General features: G+C 68.1%; 15 protein-coding genes and 1 pseudogene. 5 read left to right on the top strand and 11 right to left on the bottom strand.

Going from position 1 to position 18024, the window contains the following annotated elements; genetic code table 11:
* The first annotated feature begins 97 nt into the window (after positions 1-97).
* The gene (locus EV653_RS05310; protein WP_134098482.1) at positions 98-889 is read left to right on the top strand and encodes a hypothetical protein; all 792 of its coding nucleotides are present in this window, start codon (positions 98-100) and stop codon (positions 887-889) included.
* A 41-nt stretch (positions 890-930) separates the two neighbouring features.
* Positions 931-1491, top strand: a complete 561-nt coding sequence (locus EV653_RS05305) for a GrpB family protein (protein WP_134098480.1) — start codon at positions 931-933, stop codon at positions 1489-1491.
* Positions 1492-1511: 20 nt separating this feature from the next.
* Here EV653_RS05305 and EV653_RS05300 read toward each other — a convergent pair whose 3' ends face one another.
* Together EV653_RS05300 and EV653_RS05295 are read right to left on the bottom strand one after the other, a co-directional pair.
* Positions 1512-1706, bottom strand: a complete 195-nt coding sequence (locus EV653_RS05300) for a DUF3046 domain-containing protein (RefSeq protein ID WP_134098478.1) — start codon at positions 1704-1706, stop codon at positions 1512-1514.
* Positions 1703-2818: an LppM family (lipo)protein gene (locus tag EV653_RS05295; RefSeq protein WP_134098476.1), complete on the bottom strand. Its 1116-nt coding sequence runs from the start codon at positions 2816-2818 to the stop codon at positions 1703-1705. Before EV653_RS05295 ends, EV653_RS05300 begins: the two co-directional genes overlap by 4 nt.
* A 108-nt stretch (positions 2819-2926) precedes the next feature.
* Here EV653_RS05295 and EV653_RS05290 point away from each other — a divergent pair, with 108 nt between their 5' ends.
* The 3 genes from EV653_RS05290 to EV653_RS05280 all read left to right on the top strand — a co-directional run bounded on the left by EV653_RS05290 (position 2927) and on the right by EV653_RS05280 (position 8942).
* Positions 2927-7582 carry an ATP-dependent helicase gene (locus EV653_RS05290; protein ID WP_134098475.1) on the top strand — a complete coding sequence of 1552 codons (4656 nt, stop codon included), beginning with the start codon at positions 2927-2929 and terminating at the stop codon, positions 7580-7582.
* A gap of 18 nt (positions 7583-7600) precedes the next feature.
* Positions 7601-8386, top strand: coding sequence for an Fpg/Nei family DNA glycosylase (locus EV653_RS05285; RefSeq protein WP_134098473.1), 786 nt, complete (start codon positions 7601-7603; stop codon positions 8384-8386).
* Between the two features lie 70 nt (positions 8387-8456).
* Positions 8457-8942 (top strand): DUF4262 domain-containing protein, encoded by a 486-nt coding sequence (locus EV653_RS05280; protein WP_134098471.1) that lies wholly within the window; start codon positions 8457-8459, stop codon positions 8940-8942.
* An 8-nt stretch (positions 8943-8950) separates the two neighbouring features.
* On the opposite strand, the gene EV653_RS05275 is transcribed toward EV653_RS05280, so the two are convergent.
* The 9 genes and pseudogenes from EV653_RS05275 to EV653_RS05240 form a co-directional block, all read right to left on the bottom strand.
* Positions 8951-9241 (bottom strand): helix-turn-helix domain-containing protein, encoded by a 291-nt coding sequence (locus tag EV653_RS05275; protein ID WP_134098469.1) that lies wholly within the window; start codon positions 9239-9241, stop codon positions 8951-8953.
* A gap of 163 nt (positions 9242-9404) precedes the next feature.
* A complete protein-coding gene (locus tag EV653_RS05270; protein WP_370357942.1) occupies positions 9405-9860 on the bottom strand; it encodes a CinA family protein in 456 nt (151 codons plus the stop codon).
* Positions 9861-10017: 157 nt separating this feature from the next.
* Entirely contained in the window at positions 10018-11151 is a 1134-nt protein-coding gene (locus tag EV653_RS05265) for a DUF2332 domain-containing protein (RefSeq protein ID WP_202871488.1), read from the bottom strand.
* Positions 11152-11206: 55 nt separating this feature from the next.
* Entirely contained in the window at positions 11207-11830 is a 624-nt protein-coding gene (gene pgsA / locus EV653_RS05260) for a CDP-diacylglycerol--glycerol-3-phosphate 3-phosphatidyltransferase (protein WP_134098465.1), read from the bottom strand.
* A complete protein-coding gene (locus EV653_RS42845) occupies positions 11827-12189 on the bottom strand; it encodes a hypothetical protein (RefSeq protein WP_441294974.1) in 363 nt (120 codons plus the stop codon). Before EV653_RS42845 ends, pgsA begins: the two co-directional genes overlap by 4 nt.
* A 60-nt stretch (positions 12190-12249) precedes the next feature.
* Positions 12250-13842, bottom strand: a pseudogene (locus EV653_RS41565) (MiaB/RimO family radical SAM methylthiotransferase); the annotation flags it as partial.
* Positions 13843-13914: 72 nt separating this feature from the next.
* The gene (locus EV653_RS05250) at positions 13915-14679 is read right to left on the bottom strand and encodes a helix-turn-helix domain-containing protein (RefSeq protein ID WP_238159577.1); all 765 of its coding nucleotides are present in this window, start codon (positions 14677-14679) and stop codon (positions 13915-13917) included.
* Between the two features lie 109 nt (positions 14680-14788).
* Positions 14789-15355, bottom strand: a complete 567-nt coding sequence (locus tag EV653_RS05245) for a hypothetical protein (RefSeq protein WP_134098463.1) — start codon at positions 15353-15355, stop codon at positions 14789-14791.
* Between the two features lie 4 nt (positions 15356-15359).
* Complete coding sequence (locus EV653_RS05240) at positions 15360-17978, bottom strand: FtsK/SpoIIIE family DNA translocase (protein ID WP_202871486.1); 2619 nt, start codon at positions 17976-17978, stop codon at positions 15360-15362.
* Positions 17979-18024 lie beyond the last annotated feature (46 nt).

Below are 18024 nucleotides of genomic sequence, written 5' to 3'. Positions count from 1 at the left end.
CGCACAAAGTATCCCGAACACGTGTTCGAATCACAACTGACACGCCGAAGCTGCCCCGGCAACCGATCTGACCCGCCGGATCCCTACCCTTGCGGGCGTGAGCGACCGTCCCGACGTGCCCGATTCCGCCGTGATCCTGGCCCTCAGCAGGGTCGAGTTCGGGATCGACACCGTACTCGACGCGCTCCGCACCCCGGACCCGTTCGGCGTCCGCAGCATCCTGACCGGGTACTCCGCCCAGGAGAAGCCCAACCTGGCCGAGAAGGCCCTGATCCTCGCGATCGACCGGCTGCTGATGATGAAGGTGCCGGGGCACGCAGAGTGGCCGAAGCTGCCGCTCGCCAGGCGCTGCGACTGGTGGGTGGAGCGGCTCGGCGGATTCGCGGCCGTCGTCGCAGCCCTCCCCCGGATCAGCGGTGCGGCCGCCGACCGGCTCCCGATCAAGGACACCCTCGGCGCGGCCGTGCAAGCGATGGTGATCGGCGCGATCTGCCGTGAGTACGGCGTGGAGGCGCACGCGGACCGTACTGCGGTCATCGCACGCGTTCTGACCGACCGTCCGATCACTCCGGACGAGGTACTCGAGTACGACGACCCGACCGCAGCCGGACAGGACGTGGCGAAGCAGCTCGGTCTCGGTGACAACTCCGAGGAGGCAGGACTGCGCCAAGGCATCCGTCTGCTCTGGCGGATCAGCAAGCTGTTCGGTGGGCTCGGTGAGGTGTTCGAGGAACGTCCACGCGGCAGCCTTGGCGCCCGGTTCGTCGGCAAGCTCCCGGGCATCGGCATGGTCGGCGGGTACTTCGACGAGCGCAAAGCCATCCGCAAAGCGGCGTACGAGGCGGCGGACCTGCTCACGGGCAACGCGTTCCGGGTCAAACCTGTCTGAAGGACTGGGACCGGCCGCCGCAGTACTGGGATGATCTCCGCATGACTGGGATCGTCATCGCACGACCGGACGAGAGCTGGCCCTCGCAGTACGAGAAGACCGCGCACGTGATCGGCGGACTGCTCGGCGAACTGGCCCAGCGGATCGACCACATCGGCTCCACCTCGGTACCCCGCCTGCCGGCCAAGGACATCCTGGACATCCAGGTCACAGTCGGCACGGAGCCGGAGCTGGACGACGTGGCGGAGCGCATGGTCGCTGCAGACTGGGAGCTACGTCCGCCGCGGCGCGATCATCCGGTGCCAGGTCTGCCCAGCGATGACATGCAGTGGGTGAAGCGGATGCTGGTCGAGCCGATGTACCGACGCCGGGTCAATCTGCACATCCGGGTGGCCGGTCGCGCCAACCAGCGGTACGCGCTGCTCTTCCGCGACTACTTGCGCAGTCATCCGGAGACGGCACGCGCGTACGCGGCCTTCAAGCAGCACGCTGCGGCGCTCCGGCTCGAGATCGGCGACTACTCCGACCTCAAGGACCCGGTCTGCGACCTCATCTATCTACCGGCCGAGGAGTGGGCGTCCCGCACCGGATGGACGGTCTAGAGCGTTAGTTGCCTAGAGCATCAGCGTTCGCTGGCCGGCAGGTTCAGGTGCGCCCACACGGCACGCCAGACCACCTTCGCGGCCTCCCCCTCGGCCAGGGCCTCGACGACCGTACGGCCGCCGAGTTCCTGTACCACCTGGGTCTCGGCCCAGGTCCGTGCGTATGCCGGACCGAGATGGTGATCCATCCGAGCCCAGAACTCCGTCAGTCTCATTCCTGCCCGTCATCGTTCCTCGGCGGCGGTCCCCAACCGCCCTGCTGCCCCGGCTGGGGTCCCGAAGGACCACCCTGCTGCGGCGGCTGCTGACCGTACTGACCAGGCTGCCCCTGGCCGGGCTGCTGTCCCCAGCCGCCGGGCCCCTGCTGAGGCGGCTGTCCCTGCTGGGGCGGCGTCTGCTGACCCGGTTGCGGACCCCACTGCCCCGGCTGAGGCTGCCCAGGGTACTGCGGCTGACCAGGCTGACCGCCGTACGGCGGCTGTCCCGGCTGCCCCGGGTACTGCCCCGGCGGACCGTACTGACCAGGCTGCCCTTGCGGACCGCCGTACGGACCGGGCTGACCCGGGTACTGCCCACCGGGGCCAGGCTGCTGCCCGTACCCCGGCTGCCCCGCGTACGGCCCTGGGCCGCCGTACTGGCCCGGCTGGCCCGGGTACTGCCCCGGGTATGGCTGTCCGTAACCGTGCTGATTCTTACGCCTGCGGCTGCGCAGCAGGAAGAACACCACCGCGCCGATCGCCAGCAGCACCAGCACGATGATCAGAATCAGCGCCCACGTCGGGAATCCGCCGCCCGCCTCGGACGTCAGCGAGATCTTGCCGAGCTTGTCGAGGCTGTCGTACGTCGCCGTGCGGCCGCTGATCCTCGCACCGTCGTCGTGCTCGAGGATCTTGCCCGGCATGGTGATCTTGAAGTTCACCTCGGGCTGACTGCCGGACGGCACGCTGCCGAGGTTGCCGGCCTTCACGGTCACCATGACCTTGTTGCCGTCCTTGCGGAAGCTGACGCCGTCGCCGCTCGAGGTGCCCATCTTGTCGAACGGCACGCTCTCGAAGACGCAGTTCGACCCGACGTACTTGTCGTCCTCGAACGAGTTGCAGTTGACCCCTTCGGTGGTCGTCTGCCTGATGCCGCTCTCGATCTGCTGGCGGACCTTGTCGAGGGACTGGCCGCTGGACTGCAGCAGCTGCTTGTCGACCCCGATCTTCATGGAGCCCGAGACCGTCTCGTTCGACCCGACCTTCAGATCGGCGTCGAGCTTGACGCACCCGGTCAGAGCGACCAGGCAGGCCACGACGACGAGCGCTGCGCGTACGCGGTTGATCATGTCGTCGATCATTCCAGACGATGGGGACAACCTCTGCACCGGACGGAAAGCGTCTCCTCACGGTCTGCGACGAACGGCTCGTGAAAATTGTCGGCGGGACCCGGCAAGATGGTCAGCGTGAAGAAGACCAGCGCGTTGAGCCGGTTCTCGCCCGCGACCCGGGCGTGGTTCGGCGACGTCTTCGAGGCGGCCACCCCGGCCCAGCTCGAGGCGTGGGACGCCATCACCGCGGGCCGGGACGCGCTGGTGGTCGCCCCGACGGGTTCAGGCAAGACGCTGGCAGCCTTCCTCTGGGCCCTCGACCGCCTCGCCACGACGCCCCCACCGGACGATCCGAAGCTGCGCTGCCGGGTGCTGTACGTATCACCGCTGAAGGCGCTCGCGGTCGACGTCGAGCGCAACCTCCGCGCACCGCTGATCGGCATCCGGGAGACCGCGCGCCGGCTGGGTGAGGCGCCGATCGACGTCGAGGTCGCGGTGCGTTCGGGCGACACCCCGGCCAGTGAGCGGCGACGGTTCGCCACCCGGCCTTCCGACGTACTGATCACAACCCCGGAGTCACTGTTCTTGTTGCTGACCTCGCAGGGCCGGGAGTCGTTGCGCGGGGTTGAGACAGTCATCGTCGACGAGGTCCACGCGGTCGCCGGGACCAAGCGGGGCGCCCACTTGGCGCTCACCCTCGAGCGCCTCGACACGTTGTTACCGAAGCCTGCGCAGCGGATCGGTCTGTCCGCGACGGTGCGACCGGTGGAGGAGGTCGCTCGGTTCCTTGGTGGCGAGCGGCCGGTGACCGTGGTGCAGCCCAAGTTCACCAAGCAGTGGGATCTGAGCGTTGTCGTTCCGGTCGAGGACATGGCCGAGCTGGCCGCCACGGAGGTGGAGACCTCCGGATCCGCGGCGAGTCCGCAGCAGCACGCATCGATCTGGCCGCATGTCGAAGAGCATGTCTTCGATCTGATCTCCCAGCACAAGTCGACGATCGTCTTCTCCAACTCGCGACGGCTGGCCGAGCGACTGACCGCGCGGCTCAACGAGATCGCAGCAGAGCGGGCAGAGCTGGAGCTGCCTGAGTTGGGCTCACCGGCTCAGCTGATGGCCCAGTCCGGCGGATCACTCGCGGCGCCTCCGTTGATCGCGCGAGCCCACCACGGCTCGGTCAGCAAAGAGCAGAGAGCGCTGATCGAGGCGGATCTGAAGTCGGGTCGGCTGCCGTGCGTGGTGGCGACAAGCAGCCTCGAGCTCGGCATCGACATGGGTGCGGTCGATCTGGTGATCCAGGTCGAGGCGCCGCCGTCCGTCGCGAGTGGATTGCAGCGCGTGGGTCGTGCTGGTCACCAAGTTGGAGCGGTGTCGCGCGGCGTGCTGTTCCCGAAGTTCCGTGGCGATCTGATCGACACAGCCGTCGTCGTTCAGCGGATGCGCGACGGGATGATCGAGAGCCTGCACATCCCGGCCAACCCGCTCGACGTGCTGGCTCAGCAGATCGTGTCGATCGTCGCCCTCGATTCGGTGGACGTCGACGAGCTGTTTGCTCTGGTACGTCGCTGTGCGCCGTTCGCCACGTTGCCGCGATCGGCGTACGACGGGGTTCTCGACATGCTCTCGGGTCGGTATCCGTCGGACGAATTCGCGGAGCTGCGACCGCGGATCGTGTTCGATCGGGTGAGTGGCGAGATCTCCGGTCGACCGGGCGCGCAACGGCTAGCGGTGACCAGCGGCGGGACGATCCCGGACCGCGGACTGTTCGGGGTTTTCCTGGTCGGCGAGTCGACGAATCATCGCGTCGGCGAGCTCGACGAGGAGATGGTGTATGAGTCGCGCGTCGGCGACGTATTCACGCTCGGCGCGTCGAGCTGGCGGATCGAGGACATCACCCACGACCGAGTGCTGGTCTCCCCCGCACCCGGTCAGCCGGGCAGGCTGCCCTTCTGGAAGGGCGATGCGGTCGGGCGGCCCGCTGAGCTTGGCGCCGCGACCGGCGCGTTCGTCCGCAAGATGGCGTCATTGCCTGCCGCCAAAGCGATCGAGCGCGCGCGGACCGCGGGCCTCGACGAGTTCGCTGCCAACAACCTCGTGTCCTACCTCGCCGAGCAGCGGGACGCGACGAGTCGCGTGCCGGACGACGTGACGATTGTTGTCGAGCGGTTCCGTGACGAGCTGGGTGACTGGCGTGTCTGCGTGCATTCGCCGTACGGCGGTCAAGTACACGGCCCGTGGGCCCTTGCGATCGCGGCTCGGCTCCGGGACCGGTACGGGATGGACGCACAGTCGGTCTCGGGCGACGACGGGATCGTGCTGCGACTGCCCGAGACCGACGAGGCACCGCCGGGCGCGGATCTCGTGCTGTTCGATCCGCAGGACATCGAGGATCTGGTGACCACCGAGGTCGGCGGGTCGGCGTTGTTCGCAGCTCGGTTCAGGGAGTGTGCCGCGCGGGCCTTGTTGCTCCCGCGACGCAATCCGGGGCGGCGATCACCGCTGTGGCAGCAACGGCAGCGAGCGTCGCAGTTGTTGAGTGTGGCAAGCAAGTTCGGGTCGTTCCCGATCGTGCTCGAGACGTTGCGCGAGGTCCTGCAGGACGTCTACGACCTGCCGGCGTTGAAGGATCTGCTGACGGGGATCAGCGAGCGCCGGATCTCGGTCGTCGAGGTCGAGACGTCGGAAGCCTCTCCGTTCGCGAAGTCCCTGCTCTTCGGCTATGTGGGCGCCTTCATGTACGAGGGCGACAGTCCGCTCGCGGAGAAGCGCGCGGCCGCACTCTCGCTTGACCAGAGCTTGCTGGCAGAACTGCTTGGGCGCACCGAACTGCGCGAACTGCTCGATGCGGAGGTCGTTCTTCGGACCGAGGCCGAGCTGCAGCGACTGGCCGAGGATCGACGAGCGCGTGATGCCGAAGGCCTGTTCGACGTCCTGCGGATGGTCGGTCCACTGTCGTTGCCGGAGGCAACGCAGCGGTGCGTCGACGGTTCGGATGCCGAGTCGTGGCTGACCTCGTTGGCGGCCGCTCGCCGGGTGGTGCGAGTGCGAATCGCGGGCGAGCATCGGTGGGCAGTGGTCGAAGACGTGGCGCGGTTGCGGGACGCACTCGGCGTGCCGTTGCCGCCTGGAGTGGCGGAGGCGCACGCGGAGCCGGTCGCCGATCCGCTCGGCGATCTGGTGTCTCGATATGCACGAACGCATGGGCCGTTCCGGGCGATCGATCTGGCGACACATCTCGGGATCGGGGTTGCCGTCGTCAGCGAAGCGCTGCGACGGTTGGCTGCGGCCGGACGAGTCGTTGAAGGCGAGTTCCTGCCGGGTGGGATCGCGCTCGAGTGGTGTGACAGCGAGGTCCTCCGACTGTTGCGGAGGCGATCTCTTGCTGCGTTGCGCAAGGAGGTCGAGCCAGTTGATCCGTCCGCGCTGGCCCGGTTCCTGCCTGCCTGGCAAGGGATCACGAGCAGCCGAGGCCGCGGGTACGACGTACTGCTCGGAGCCGTCGAGCAACTAGCAGGATGCGCGGTGCCGGCGTCCGCGTTGGAGTCGATCGTGCTGCCTTCGCGAGTGCCTGGATATCAGCAGTCGATGCTGGACGAGCTGACGGCGACTGGCGAAGTCGTGTGGGCGGGTTCGGGCTCGTTGCCCGGGACGGACGGTTGGGTGTCGCTTCATCTCGCGGACAACTATGACCTGACGTTGCCTGATCCTGATCCGGAGCTCGAGCTGAGTGAGACGCACCAGGCTGTGCTCGACGCGTTGTCGGGCGGCGGCGCGTTCTTCTTCCGCCAGCTGAGCGATGCGGTTGGATCCGCGTCCGGAGTGGTGGACGACGAGACGTTGGTCAGCGTCCTCTGGGATCTTGTCTGGGCTGGGTACCTGACTAACGACACCCTCACACCGGTCCGGTCACTCGTTGGCGGTGGGCGAGGCAGTCATCGAACACGTCGTGCAACGCCACGGGCGCGACCCGGTCGTCCCATGCGTCCTGGGCGGCCGTCGATGCCCGCGCGGAGTGGTCCGCCCACAGCAGGCGGACGATGGTCGTTGCTACCGGCCCGCAGTTCGGATGCGACCCGGCGGGCACATGCGGCAGCGGAGACGCTGCTGGATCGCTATGGGATCGTCACGCGAGGGTCGGTGATCACCGAGCGGACTCCAGGTGGGTTCGCGGCCGTTTACAAGGTGCTGAGCGCGTTCGAGGAGTCGGGACGGTGCCGCCGCGGGTACTTCGTCGCCGGGCTCGGCGCAGCTCAATTCGCCTTACCCGGAGCCGTCGACCGCTTGCGCGCGCTTGCGGAGCTGCCGACCTCGGCGTCACCAGCGCCTGACGGTCCGTTCGGTCCTGCCGGACGATTCGGGCCGGGTGGTGCACGACCCGGAGGTGGCAGCCGTGGCCGGAAGGACGAGGAACTGAACGCGCGGGCCGTCGTACTCGCGGCTTCCGATCCGGCGAATCCGTATGGCGCCGCCTTGCCTTGGCCCGAGCGAGAGAGCGCAGGCGGTCATCGCCCTGGCCGGAAGGCCGGTGCGTTGGTCGTCATGGTCGACGGACAACTGATCGTGTACGTCGAGCGCGGCGGGCGGACTGTGCTGAGCTTTACCGAGGACCCTGACCTGCTCCAGCCTGCAGTTGATGCGCTGGCGTTGTCGATCCGGGACGGTCAGCTCGGCAAGCTGAGTGTCGAGACGGCTGATGGTGAGCAAGTGCGGCACACGGCGTTCGGCGATGCGCTGGCGAAGGCCGGTTTCCATGCGACACCACGCGGTCTGCGTCTGCGGGCTTGATATCGGGAGCGATCGGTCATGCCCGAAGGAGACACCGTCTGGCGAGCCTGCAAGCGGCTGAACCAGGCGCTCGCAGGACAGGGGCTCGTGCGTACGGACTTCCGCGTGCCGTCGCTCGCAACAACAAACCTGAGCGGGCGGACGATGCTCGAGGTCGTTGCGCGCGGCAAGCACATCCTGATGCGTCTCTCGGGTGGATTGACGCTGCACAGCCATTTCCGGATGGACGGCAGCTGGCACCTGTACCGTCCGGGTGAGCGGTGGCACGGCGGGCCTGATCATCAGATCCGCGTGGTCCTAGAAACCGCGCCCTGGACGGCTGTCGGTTATCGGCTGCCGGTGCTCGACCTCGTCGCGACGGACGACGAGGACAGCGTGGTCGGGCACCTCGGACCTGATCTGCTGTCGCCGTCGTTCGACCGGGCTCTCGCTATCGCGAACCTCGAATCCGATCCCGAGCGGACCGTCAGCGAGGCGCTGCTCGACCAACGGAATCTCGCCGGGATCGGCAACTTCTATCGCACCGAGGTCTGCTTTCTCCTCGGTCTGCACCCGTGGCGCCCGATCTCGGCCGTAGATGTCCCCGCCGCCGTAGACCTCAGCCGGAAGCTGCTCAAGGCAAACGTCCGCCGCGGCGCGCAAGTCAGCACCGGCGTCGACCGCCCGGGGCAACGCACATGGGTGTTCGAACGCGCGGGCAAACCGTGTCACCGCTGCGGCACGACGATCCTCACCGCATCACTCGGCGAACCGACCCGCGAACGGGTTACGTACTGGTGCCCGGCCTGCCAACCCGAGAGCTGACTGGAACCGGCCTGTGGACAACGCCGGCGGCGGACAAGAACGCGGATATCTTCTCTGACACATCGAACAAATGTTCGATCGAGAGGAGAAGGCGATGTGCGACCGGTGCAGTGGTGTGAGCGACGAGCAGATCTCGCGGCAGATCGAGGAAAACATCCAGACCTTTGGCTGGACGATGCAGTACGTCGAGGGCGACGGTGCCCGCAATCCAGCCTTCGGGTACACGCTAGGGCTCAGCCTCTACCGGCATCCGGAGATCATCGTGTTCGATCCCGAGCCGTGCTGGGCGTACCTCGGGCTCAAACCGCTCGCGTGGGCGGTGATGGGCGGAGCGGTGTTCGACGAGGGTGACGATCTGTCCGGCTTCTTCCCGCCTCCGGAGACGGCGCAGCTTCTCCGGTTTCCCGACTCGATCCATCACTTGTACACGGCGAATCAGATGTTCCGGCAGCCAGGCGATCCGCCGCTGCCCGCGCTGCAATTGATCTGGCCCTCGCGCGTGGCATTGATCCAGCCGTCCGGCAGCAGCCCTACTCCGGACGGGAGCGGGCGATGACCAGGGGCTCAGGCCGCGGAGGCCACGACCTCCGACTCGATGGTCGGGTGCGCCAGCACCAGAGCCTCTTCGCGGGCCAGATCCTCGCTCACCTCGGCGAAGACCGTCGACAGCGGAACGTCGAGCGCCGTACAGATGGCTGCCAGCAGCTCGCTGGAGGCTTCTTTCTGGCCACGCTCGACCTCGGACAGGTAGCCGAGACTGACGCGGGCGTCAGCCGACACCTCGCGGAGGGTGCGCCCCTGGCGCAGCCGCTTACGCCGCAGCACGTCGCCCAGCAGGCCGCGAACCAGCACCATGAGGTTTCTCCCTTCCGCCTGTCCGGTCGTGTCTACTCGCACGGTAGCTCGACCGTAGGAACCAACGGTACCTGTTGCTGGGTCACTACCTCTCGCAATGTCCACCTTCGGTGCGCCGCGCCAGTCTGCCTTACCTGTCACCATGCTGGTCCTAACACCCCGTTCAGTCGAGTTCTTCCGCCACAACGGCGGCTCCGAGTTCGAGGACGGCCTGCACGCTCCCCCGACGCACTGCCGTTCGGTCACCGGACAACTGCAGTTTGCGCACCTGTACGGACCCCGGTCCGGCCGCGGCGACGTACACCGTGCCGGCCTCGATGCCCGCCTGCGGGTCGGGACCGGCCACACCGGTCGTGGCGAGCCCGTAGTCCGCCTCCAGACGCTCCCGTACGCCGGTGGCCAATGCAGCAGCCGTGTCCGCGTGGACCGGGCCTACAGCAGCCAGCAGATCGTCGGGCACGCCAGCGAGCTTGGCCTTCAGGTCGGTCGCATAGACGATCACGCCACCCCGATACACAGCCGACACCCCCGGCACATCCGTCAGAACCGCCCCGACCATCCCACCTGTCAACGACTCAGCGGTCGCAAGCGTCACGCGACGCTCCATCAGTAGGTCCACCAACCGCCCGACCGCCAAATCAAGCCCGTCCTCGGCCACCCGATACCTCCCGCGCTCCCGATCTGTACCCAACGCATTGTTGAACAAGATCCGCCGCTAGACGAGTGGGCTAAATCCGTTTCCGCTGTAGATCACTGCTCGCGGCCGCGGCGTCGGACTACGAATCCGCCAGCCACGCCAGCATCTGACCACGCAACCAGCAGCGGCCTGCCGCTTCGGCGTACAGGGTCGAATGGTCGAAGACCGCGAGGCCGATGATGCTGTGGCCGGATGCCGGACGGTCGCCGAACGTCGGGATCGCGGGCGCAACTCCGACCCCTTCCACCGACACCCAGGCGACCGGCCGGTTTGTCGCCGCTGCGTCGAGACGCTGCAGGAAGCGAAGGCGGCTCTCGAGCGGGAGGTCGGAGAGTGCCCATGTCGTCGTGACCACGGGCAGGGCATCTGCCGGCACTCGAGCGAGCGCGTCGGGCAGGAGATCGACTTTGTCACCTTGCATCAAGAACGGAGGCACCGATTCTGCCAACTCCAGCTCGCCTTCGAGCCGTGCGATCCGCTCCGGCTGATCGGGTGGCACGCAAGCACGCAACCATCGAGCCTCGTCCGCGTCCCGCGTATCGATCGGCTCGAGGTCGATGCCGATCCGGGCGACGACCTCGGGTATCGCGTGCACCGGGATGGCCCGATCCCCCATGACCGACGCGGACACCTGGACGGGAGACGACGGGTCACCAAGCGTCTGCTCGTTGCCGTAGTTGATGGCGGCGCGATCGACGTTCAGGTTGAACCCAGCCGAGCAACCCACGTCGATCAGTCCGACGGTGCCCGCGCCGATCCTTCGTGCCACCTCGGCAATCGCCGGGTACAGCACGGCGTGATTGCCAGCCGGATTCGTCCGCACTTTCCGGTGCGCGACAAGTGCAATCACGGCCTCCGTCATCTCGACCAGCGTCTGAATCGCAGCGTCGGTCGCCAGGTCGACGTTCGCGGTCGCATCAGGGTCCGTGGGTGCCGGCGAGGCGGATACCGCTTCGTAGGCGGTGGCGAGGGTTGGGGCTTGGCCGGTAAGGGCCAGGTGGTGGAGGGCAGCGAGGACGAGGGCTGGGCTTCGCTTGCGGGCGGGAACGGCTTCGATCGCGCTGAGGGCTTCATCGGACTCGCTCAGGGCGAGGGCGATGTGCTCGTACAGAGGCGAGATCTTCGCGGCGTCCACCTCCGCGAACCGCCGGTACGTCTGCGCGAGCTTGCCGTCCTTGCCAGTACTCGCACTTCCAGCACTCGACCTCGGCACCCCAACGAGTCTAGTCACCCAACAGCCCACCCAGCCGACCTACAGAACGTGGGGGTTATGGGAGAGGGCGTTTGGCGGCGGCGCGGAGGCGGAGGGCTCGGCCTACGTAGTCGAGGCCGGTGATGATGGTGACGAGTACGGCGGCGGCCATGAAGGTGACGGCGGTCCAGTGGAGGATTTTCACTTCCTGCCACGGGAGGAGGTAGAGGCCCAGGGCGATTGCCTGGAGGACGGTCTTGAGCTTGCCGCCGCGGCTGGCGGGCATGACGCCGTGGCGGATTACCCAGAAGCGGAGGGCTGTGACGCCCCACTCGCGGACCATCACCACGATGGTGACCCACCAGGGGAGTTCGCCCAGGTACGAGAGGCCTAGGAAGGCTGCTCCGGTGAGGGCCTTGTCGGCGATGGGGTCGGCGATCTTGCCGAAGTTCGTGACGAGGTTCCAGCGGCGGGCGATGTCGCCGTCGAAGCGGTCGGTGACGATCGCGACCACGAACGCGGCGGTGGCGAGCAGGCGGTTGCTGTCGGTGTGACCGCCTTCGCGGAGCAGGAGCCAGACGAACAGCGGTACGAGGACCAGCCGAAGAACCGTGAGCGCGTTGGGCACGTTCCAGGCGCTGGGCGCGTGGAGAGGGCCGCCCGCTGCGCGCGGCGCCGGGTTCGTCGGCGGGTTGCTCACGCGGTCAGGTTAGCTGCCGGACGGGCGTCCGGGGTGCTCACGAGCGCGGCAAACTCGGCGATCAGGTCGACACCGTCGCTCGCCACCACCTTCGCAGACACCAGATCGCCGACCCGCACCCCGTCCGGGAGCCCGGTCACCGTCGTCGATCCATCCACCTCCGGCCCCTGGTGCGCGGCCCGACCTTCACCAGTTCGCCCGGCCCCAGCCGTCAGAACACCGTCCAGCCCGACCCGGCGACCAGCCGCGCCGAGTTCGACCTCGTCCAGCTCGGCTCCGTCCGGCCCGACCCGGTCTGGACCAGCGGCGTCCAGCTCGGCGTCGTCCAGCTCGGCCTCGCCCAGGTCGGCGTCGCCCATGTCGGCGTCGCCCATGTCGGCCCCGTCCAGCTCGACCCCGTCCAGCTCGGCTCCATCCAAGTCGTCCTCGTCCGACTGGGCGTCGTAGGACCCTGGGTTGGTTGAGTCTGTGGATTCGATGAGGACTTCGAGGAGTTCGCCGATGCGGGATTCGGCTCGGGCGGAGGTTAGGTCTTCGGCGAGGCGAGTGACTCGGTCGAGGCGGGCGGCGATGGTGTCTTCGTCGAGTTTGCCGTCGTACGTTTCGGCTTCGGTGCCGTCCTCGTCGGAGTAGCCGAAGACGCCGATCGCGTCGAGGCCGGCGCGGGACAGGAAGTCGCAGAGGATGTCGACGTCTTCCTCGGTCTCGCCCGGGAAGCCGACGATGACGTTGCTGCGGATGCCGGCCGTCGGGGCGGTCGCGCGGACCTGGGCGATCAGTTCGAGGAAGCGTTCGGAGTCGCCGAAGCGGCGCATGCGGCGCAGCAGCGGGCCGGATGCGTGCTGGAAGGACAGGTCGAAGTACGGAACGACGCCCGGGGTGGAGGTCATCGCGCTGATCAGCGTCGGGCGCATCTCGGCGGGCTGCAGGTACGACACGCGCACGCGGATGATGCCGGGGACCTGGGCGATCTCGCCGACGAGGGTCTCGAGCAGGCGGAGGTCGCCGAGATCCTTGCCGTAGGAGGTGGAGTTCTCGGAGACCAGGAAGAGTTCGCGTACGCCGTTCTCCGCCAGCCATTCGGCCTCACGCAGTACCTCGGCGGGGCGGCGGGACATGAACGCGCCGCGGAACATCGGGATCGCGCAGAACGCGCACCGCCGGTCGCACCCAGAGGCGAGCTTGAGCGGCGCCATCGGGCCGCCGTCGAGGCGCCGACGCACCACGCGGGGACCGCTGGCCGGAGCGGTTGCGAGGTCGGGGGCGTCGATCTTCAGCTCCTCCGGCGCGCCGGTGACGAAGCGTCCCTTGAGTCCGTCCGTCTGCTCGCCGGAACGAGCAGCACCCGTGGGCCGGAGCTGCTCGGGAATGTGCGAGCCGATGCCGGCCACCCGCGCATCGCCGGCCGACAGCTCGCCGCCGGCAAGCCGGCCCGCGCCCCCCGCCTGACCCGCGCTGGTCGGCTGACCCCCGCTGGTCGGCTGTTCCGCACCACTCGCCTGACCTCCGCCGGTCGGCTGACCTGCGGTGGTTGGCTGGTCGCCGTGGCCGGGGACGGCTGGCGCGGGGGCCGAGTGGCGGTCGGCCGGGGCCAGCGGGAGGAGCTTGCGGCGGTCGCGCGGTACGTGCGGCTGGTGCTTGTTGCCGGCGAGGATCGAGCGGAGGCGGTCCGAGATGTCGGTGTAGTCGTCGAAGCTCAGGACCGCGTCGGTTTCCGGCAGAGCCTCGGCGAGCTGGTCGCCGTACCGTTCGGCGAGGCAGCCGACCGCGACGACGGCCTGCGTCCGGCCGGACTCCTTGTAGTCGGCGGCGGCCAGCAAGGTGTCGACGGAGTCCTTCTTCGCGGCCTCGACGAATCCGCAGGTGTTCACCACCACCGTGTCCGCCTCAGCGGCGTCGTCGACCAATCGGAAACCACCGGCCTCGAGCCGGCCAGCCAGTTCCTCGGAGTCGACATCGTTACGGGCACAGCCCAGCGTGACCAGGGCGACAGTGGTGGGTGGCGTATTCATCACTACGAGTATGACTCGCCGTACACTCCCCGACCTAACTCACCAACGCATCTCACAGCGCGGCACCCAGGGCTAGGAGGTGCCGGCGGTCTTGCTGAGAGTCCCGTTCGGGTGCGCGGTGAACTTGTACAGCTTGGTCGGGACGCGTTTCCCGTTCAACGTGACGATTAGGTTGCCCGGATTGCCAACCGTCACACGGATGTCGCCGGAACTGGTGACCGACTGCGCGATACCAGGGCTCAGACGCCCCTGGAACAGCCGGCGGTTCTTCTTGTCGCGGACCGTCAAGTACGTACCGTCGTTCTTCGCCGTCAGCGTCAGCGCGGTCATCAGCACCGGCGGCTTGGCGGTCGTCGGCTGAGTGGTCGGCTTGACGGTCGGCTGAGGCGTTGCCTTCGGGGTCGGCGTCGTGACCGTTGCCGTGGTGACGGCGGTCTTCGACGCGTTCGCCTCGATGTCACTGGGCAGCGTGAACAGCCGCACCATCCCCCAGCCCATCAGGATGACCAGGATCGCGCCGACCACGATCGCCCAGCGCGGACGGGCGGGGCGGAGCGTCGGGCCCTTGGCCGCGGCGCGTTCCTCGCGGCGGGACTTCTCCTCCTCGACGGCATGCTCGGCGTCGAAGCTGGCGATCAACGGAGCGGGGTCGGCCTTCACCACGCGGGCGATCGCGCGGATGTGCCCGCGAGCGTAGAAGTTCCCGCCACAGCGGGAGAAATCGTCGGCCTCCATGGCGATCAGCAGCCCGGTTCTGATCCGGGTCGCAGCGCTCAGCTGCTCGATCGTCATGTCGGCCCGCTCGCGGGCCGCCGTGAGATCGCTGCCGATGCTCACTTCCCCACCATCCTTCCGTTCGTCCGATCGCCTGTGCGGACTGTCGCCGCCCCTGGTCGGACCGCCGACATCAAGTCAACGGCCTTGGTACGACGGGGTCACGCGCGAGTCAGAGTTGTTCCCTGACCGGGCATCTGGCATCCGCAAGCATGTGCAACGCCTGCACCACCGCCCCGTTCGACGGCCGTGCCGTCAACCCGAACGGTACCGCGAGTGAGGATCCCGTCAGGCGACGGTTGGCATCAGTTGTCTTGCGGGTCGAGCTCGGCATCGCGCCGAGGATCGGCCCAGGATCCTGCAGATGTACGGCGATCCGCCCGTCGTCGAGCGGATGCCGGCGCTGCAGCACCGTGACCTCTTCGATGTCTTCCCACCGCGTGCCGATCCATTCGCTGCCGATCCGCAGCCGGATGCCGACGTCGTCGGCGACCAGCATCTCCCCCACTGTCAGAGCGCGGGCGCACACCAGTGCGAGAGCGGCGAAGGCTGCCGCGGCGAGCCAGCGCAGAATGCCGGTCGGACTCGTGGACGCGGACGCGGCGAACCCGATCGCGACCAGCGCGGCGCCGACGGTGAGCCCGCCGTGCACCTTCTGGGATCCCCGCACGGTGAACGGCACGGGCTCGGGGTCGACGTCGAAACGTTCCTGCCTGGGCAGTGCGCTCGCGGCGGTCACGATGTCACTCTCCTCGGAGGGTGGTGATGAAGTCCTCTAGGTCGTCAGGCTTGACCAGGACGTCCCTGGCCTTCGAACCTTCACTGGGACCGACGACGCCGCGGCTCTCCAGGATGTCCATCAGCCGGCCGGCCTTGGCGAAACCGACGCGGAGCTTACGCTGCAACATCGACGTCGAGCCGAACTGGGTGGAAACGATGAGTTCGGCGGCCTGCACCACCAGGTCGAGATCGTCGCCGATCTCGTCGTCGAGATCCTTGCTCGGGCCGGCCGCGACCGTGACGTCCTCGCGGTACGTCGGCTCGAGCTGCGTCTTGCAGTGCTCGACCACTCCGCGGATCTCGGACTCGGTGACCCACGCGCCCTGGATACGCATCGGCTTGCTCGCGCCCATCGGCAGGAACAGACCGTCGCCCTGGCCGACCAGCTTCTCCGCACCTGGCTGGTCGAGGATGACCCGGCTGTCGGCCAGCGACGAGGTCGCGAACGCCAACCGGGACGGCACGTTCGCCTTGATCAGACCGGTCACGACGTCCACCGACGGCCGCTGCGTGGCGAGCACCAGGTGGATGCCGGCCGCGCGTGCCAGCTGGGTGATCCGGACGATCGAGTCCTCGACGTCGCGCGGCGCGACCATCATCAGGTCGGCGAGCTCGTCGACGATCACCAGCAGATACGGGTACGGCGTGAGCACGCGTTCCGACCCCGGCGGCGGCTTCACCTTGCCGCCGCGGACGGCCTTGTTGAAGTCGTCGACGTGCCGGAACCCGAACGCCGCGAGGTCGTCGTACCGCATGTCCATCTCGCGGACGACCCACTGCAGGGCCTCGGCCGCCTTCTTGGCGTTGGTGATGATCGGCGTGATCAGGTGCGGGATGCCCTCGTAGTTGTTCAGCTCGACCCGCTTGGGGTCGACGAGGATCATCCGCACCTCGTCGGGCGTGGCCCGCATCAGGATCGAGGTGATCAGCGAGTTGACGAACGACGACTTACCCGAGCCGGTCGCACCCGCGACCAGCAGGTGCGGCATCTTCGCCATGTTCGCGACGACGAAGCCGCCTTCGACGTCCTTGCCCAGGCCGGCCACCATCGGGTGGTGGTCGTTGCGCGCGGTCGCCGAACGGATCACGTCGCCGAGGCTGACGATCTCCTTGTCGGTGTTCGGGATCTCGATGCCGATCGCGGACTTACCCGGGATCGGCGACAGGATGCGTACGTCGGCCGAGGCCACCGCGTAGGCGATGTTCTTCGACAGCGCGGTGACCTTCTCGACCTTGACCGCGGAGCCGAGCTCGACCTCGTACCGCGTGACGGTCGGACCGCGCGTGTAGCCGGTGACCTGGGCGTCGATGCCGAACTGGTCGAAGACCTCGGTCAGCCGGTCGACGACCTGGTCGGACGCCTTGGTCCGGGCCTTGTGCACCGAGCCGGGCTTGAGCATCTGGCCGTCGGGCAGCGTGTACGTGATGTCGCCGGACAGGCTCAGCTGCTCGACGCGCTGCGGCAGCGGCGTGTGCGGCGGCGGCTCGGGCGGCGGGGCCGACGGTTTGCTGGGGGCCGGCTCGAAGGCAGGCTCAGAGGCTGCGGCGGCTTCGGCGTTGTCGACGTCATACGCGTCTTCATCCACCGGCTGGGCCTTCGCCTTGCGGCCGCGCTTGGAGATCTCGCGACCCTCGAGAACCGGCGAGTCATACGGCTTGACCGTCGGCTCACCGTCGTCCTCGAGCTCTGCTGCCTTCGCACGCCGCTGCTTACGCGTCAGCCGGACAGTGTCGTCGGTCGGCGCGGCCACCACGGACGGAGCGTCCTCCGGCAGCGCAGTACGTCCCATCAGTACGTCGAAGGCCGCGCGGAACCGCAGCGGGATCGCGTACACCGGCGTACCGGTGATGACCAGCGCGCCGAAGATCGAGAGCAGGACGAGCAGCGGCGCAGCGACGTACTGTGTGAGTAGGTCCGACAGGAACGACGAGATGAAGTACCCGATCGCGCCGCCGGCAGCACTCAACGGGCCGTCGGCGGGGTTGCTCGGCCGGGGCAGACCGTTGGCGATGTGGATCAGGCCCAGTACGCCGAGGCAGACCGCGGTCCAACCGATCACCTGACGACCCGCGGGCCCATTGTGGTCCGGGTGACGCAGCGTGCGGACAGCGATGAGCAGCAGCATCAATGGCAACGCCCAACCGAGCATGCCGATGCTGCCACCGACGACCGTGCGTACGCCGTTGCCGACCGCGCCCGGGAGATCCCACCAGATCGCGGCAGCGACTACGACCGCCAGGCCGATCAGAAACAGGCCGGCGCCGTCACGGCGATGCTCGGGCTCCAGGTCGCGGGCGCTGTGGCCGATCCCCCGCACCATGCTGCCGAGCAGATGGGCGATGCCGATCCAGACCTTCACCACCCCGCGGCACAGAGCGAGCATGGCGGCCGCGAACGGGCCCGGTCCGCTGTTTTTGGGCGTGCTGGTCCGCGCCGCGGATGTTCCGCCGCGCTTCGTGCTCTGCCCACGCTTCTGGGCGCCGGACGGACGGGAGCGTCCACCAGCAGCCGAACGAGCCGTGCTCGGCCGTTTGGCTGCCGACTTCTGCGCCCGCGCCGGGGAAGACGTGCGGGTCGCCATATTGGTCAGGCTACCCCGATAACCCCTTGAGTCCCACGTGTCACAC

It is taken from the genome of Kribbella pratensis, assembly GCF_004365355.1.
Taxonomy (GTDB): domain Bacteria; phylum Actinomycetota; class Actinomycetes; order Propionibacteriales; family Kribbellaceae; genus Kribbella.
This window is presented reverse-complemented; position numbering and strand designations above follow the sequence as displayed.

What these genes read in the sequence shown, in the direction of transcription:
- EV653_RS05305 (WP_134098480.1), top strand. Translation starts at nt 931, where the DNA reads ATGACTGGGATCGTCATCGCACGACCGGACGAGAGCTGGCCCTCGCAG.
- EV653_RS05300 (WP_134098478.1), bottom strand. Translation starts at nt 1,706, where the DNA reads ATGAGACTGACGGAGTTCTGGGCTCGGATGGATCACCATCTCGGTCCG.
- EV653_RS05295 (WP_134098476.1), bottom strand. Translation starts at nt 2,818, where the DNA reads ATGATCAACCGCGTACGCGCAGCGCTCGTCGTCGTGGCCTGCCTGGTC.
- EV653_RS05290 (WP_134098475.1), top strand. Translation starts at nt 2,927, where the DNA reads ATGGTCAGCGTGAAGAAGACCAGCGCGTTGAGCCGGTTCTCGCCCGCG.
- EV653_RS05285 (WP_134098473.1), top strand. Translation starts at nt 7,601, where the DNA reads ATGCCCGAAGGAGACACCGTCTGGCGAGCCTGCAAGCGGCTGAACCAG.
- EV653_RS05280 (WP_134098471.1), top strand. Translation starts at nt 8,457, where the DNA reads ATGTTCGATCGAGAGGAGAAGGCGATGTGCGACCGGTGCAGTGGTGTG.
- EV653_RS05275 (WP_134098469.1), bottom strand. Translation starts at nt 9,241, where the DNA reads ATGGTGCTGGTTCGCGGCCTGCTGGGCGACGTGCTGCGGCGTAAGCGG.
- EV653_RS42845 (WP_441294974.1), bottom strand. Translation starts at nt 12,189, where the DNA reads ATGGGCGACGCCGACCTGGGCGAGGCCGAGCTGGACGACGCCGAGCTG.
- EV653_RS05240 (WP_202871486.1), bottom strand. Translation starts at nt 17,978, where the DNA reads ATGGCGACCCGCACGTCTTCCCCGGCGCGGGCGCAGAAGTCGGCAGCC.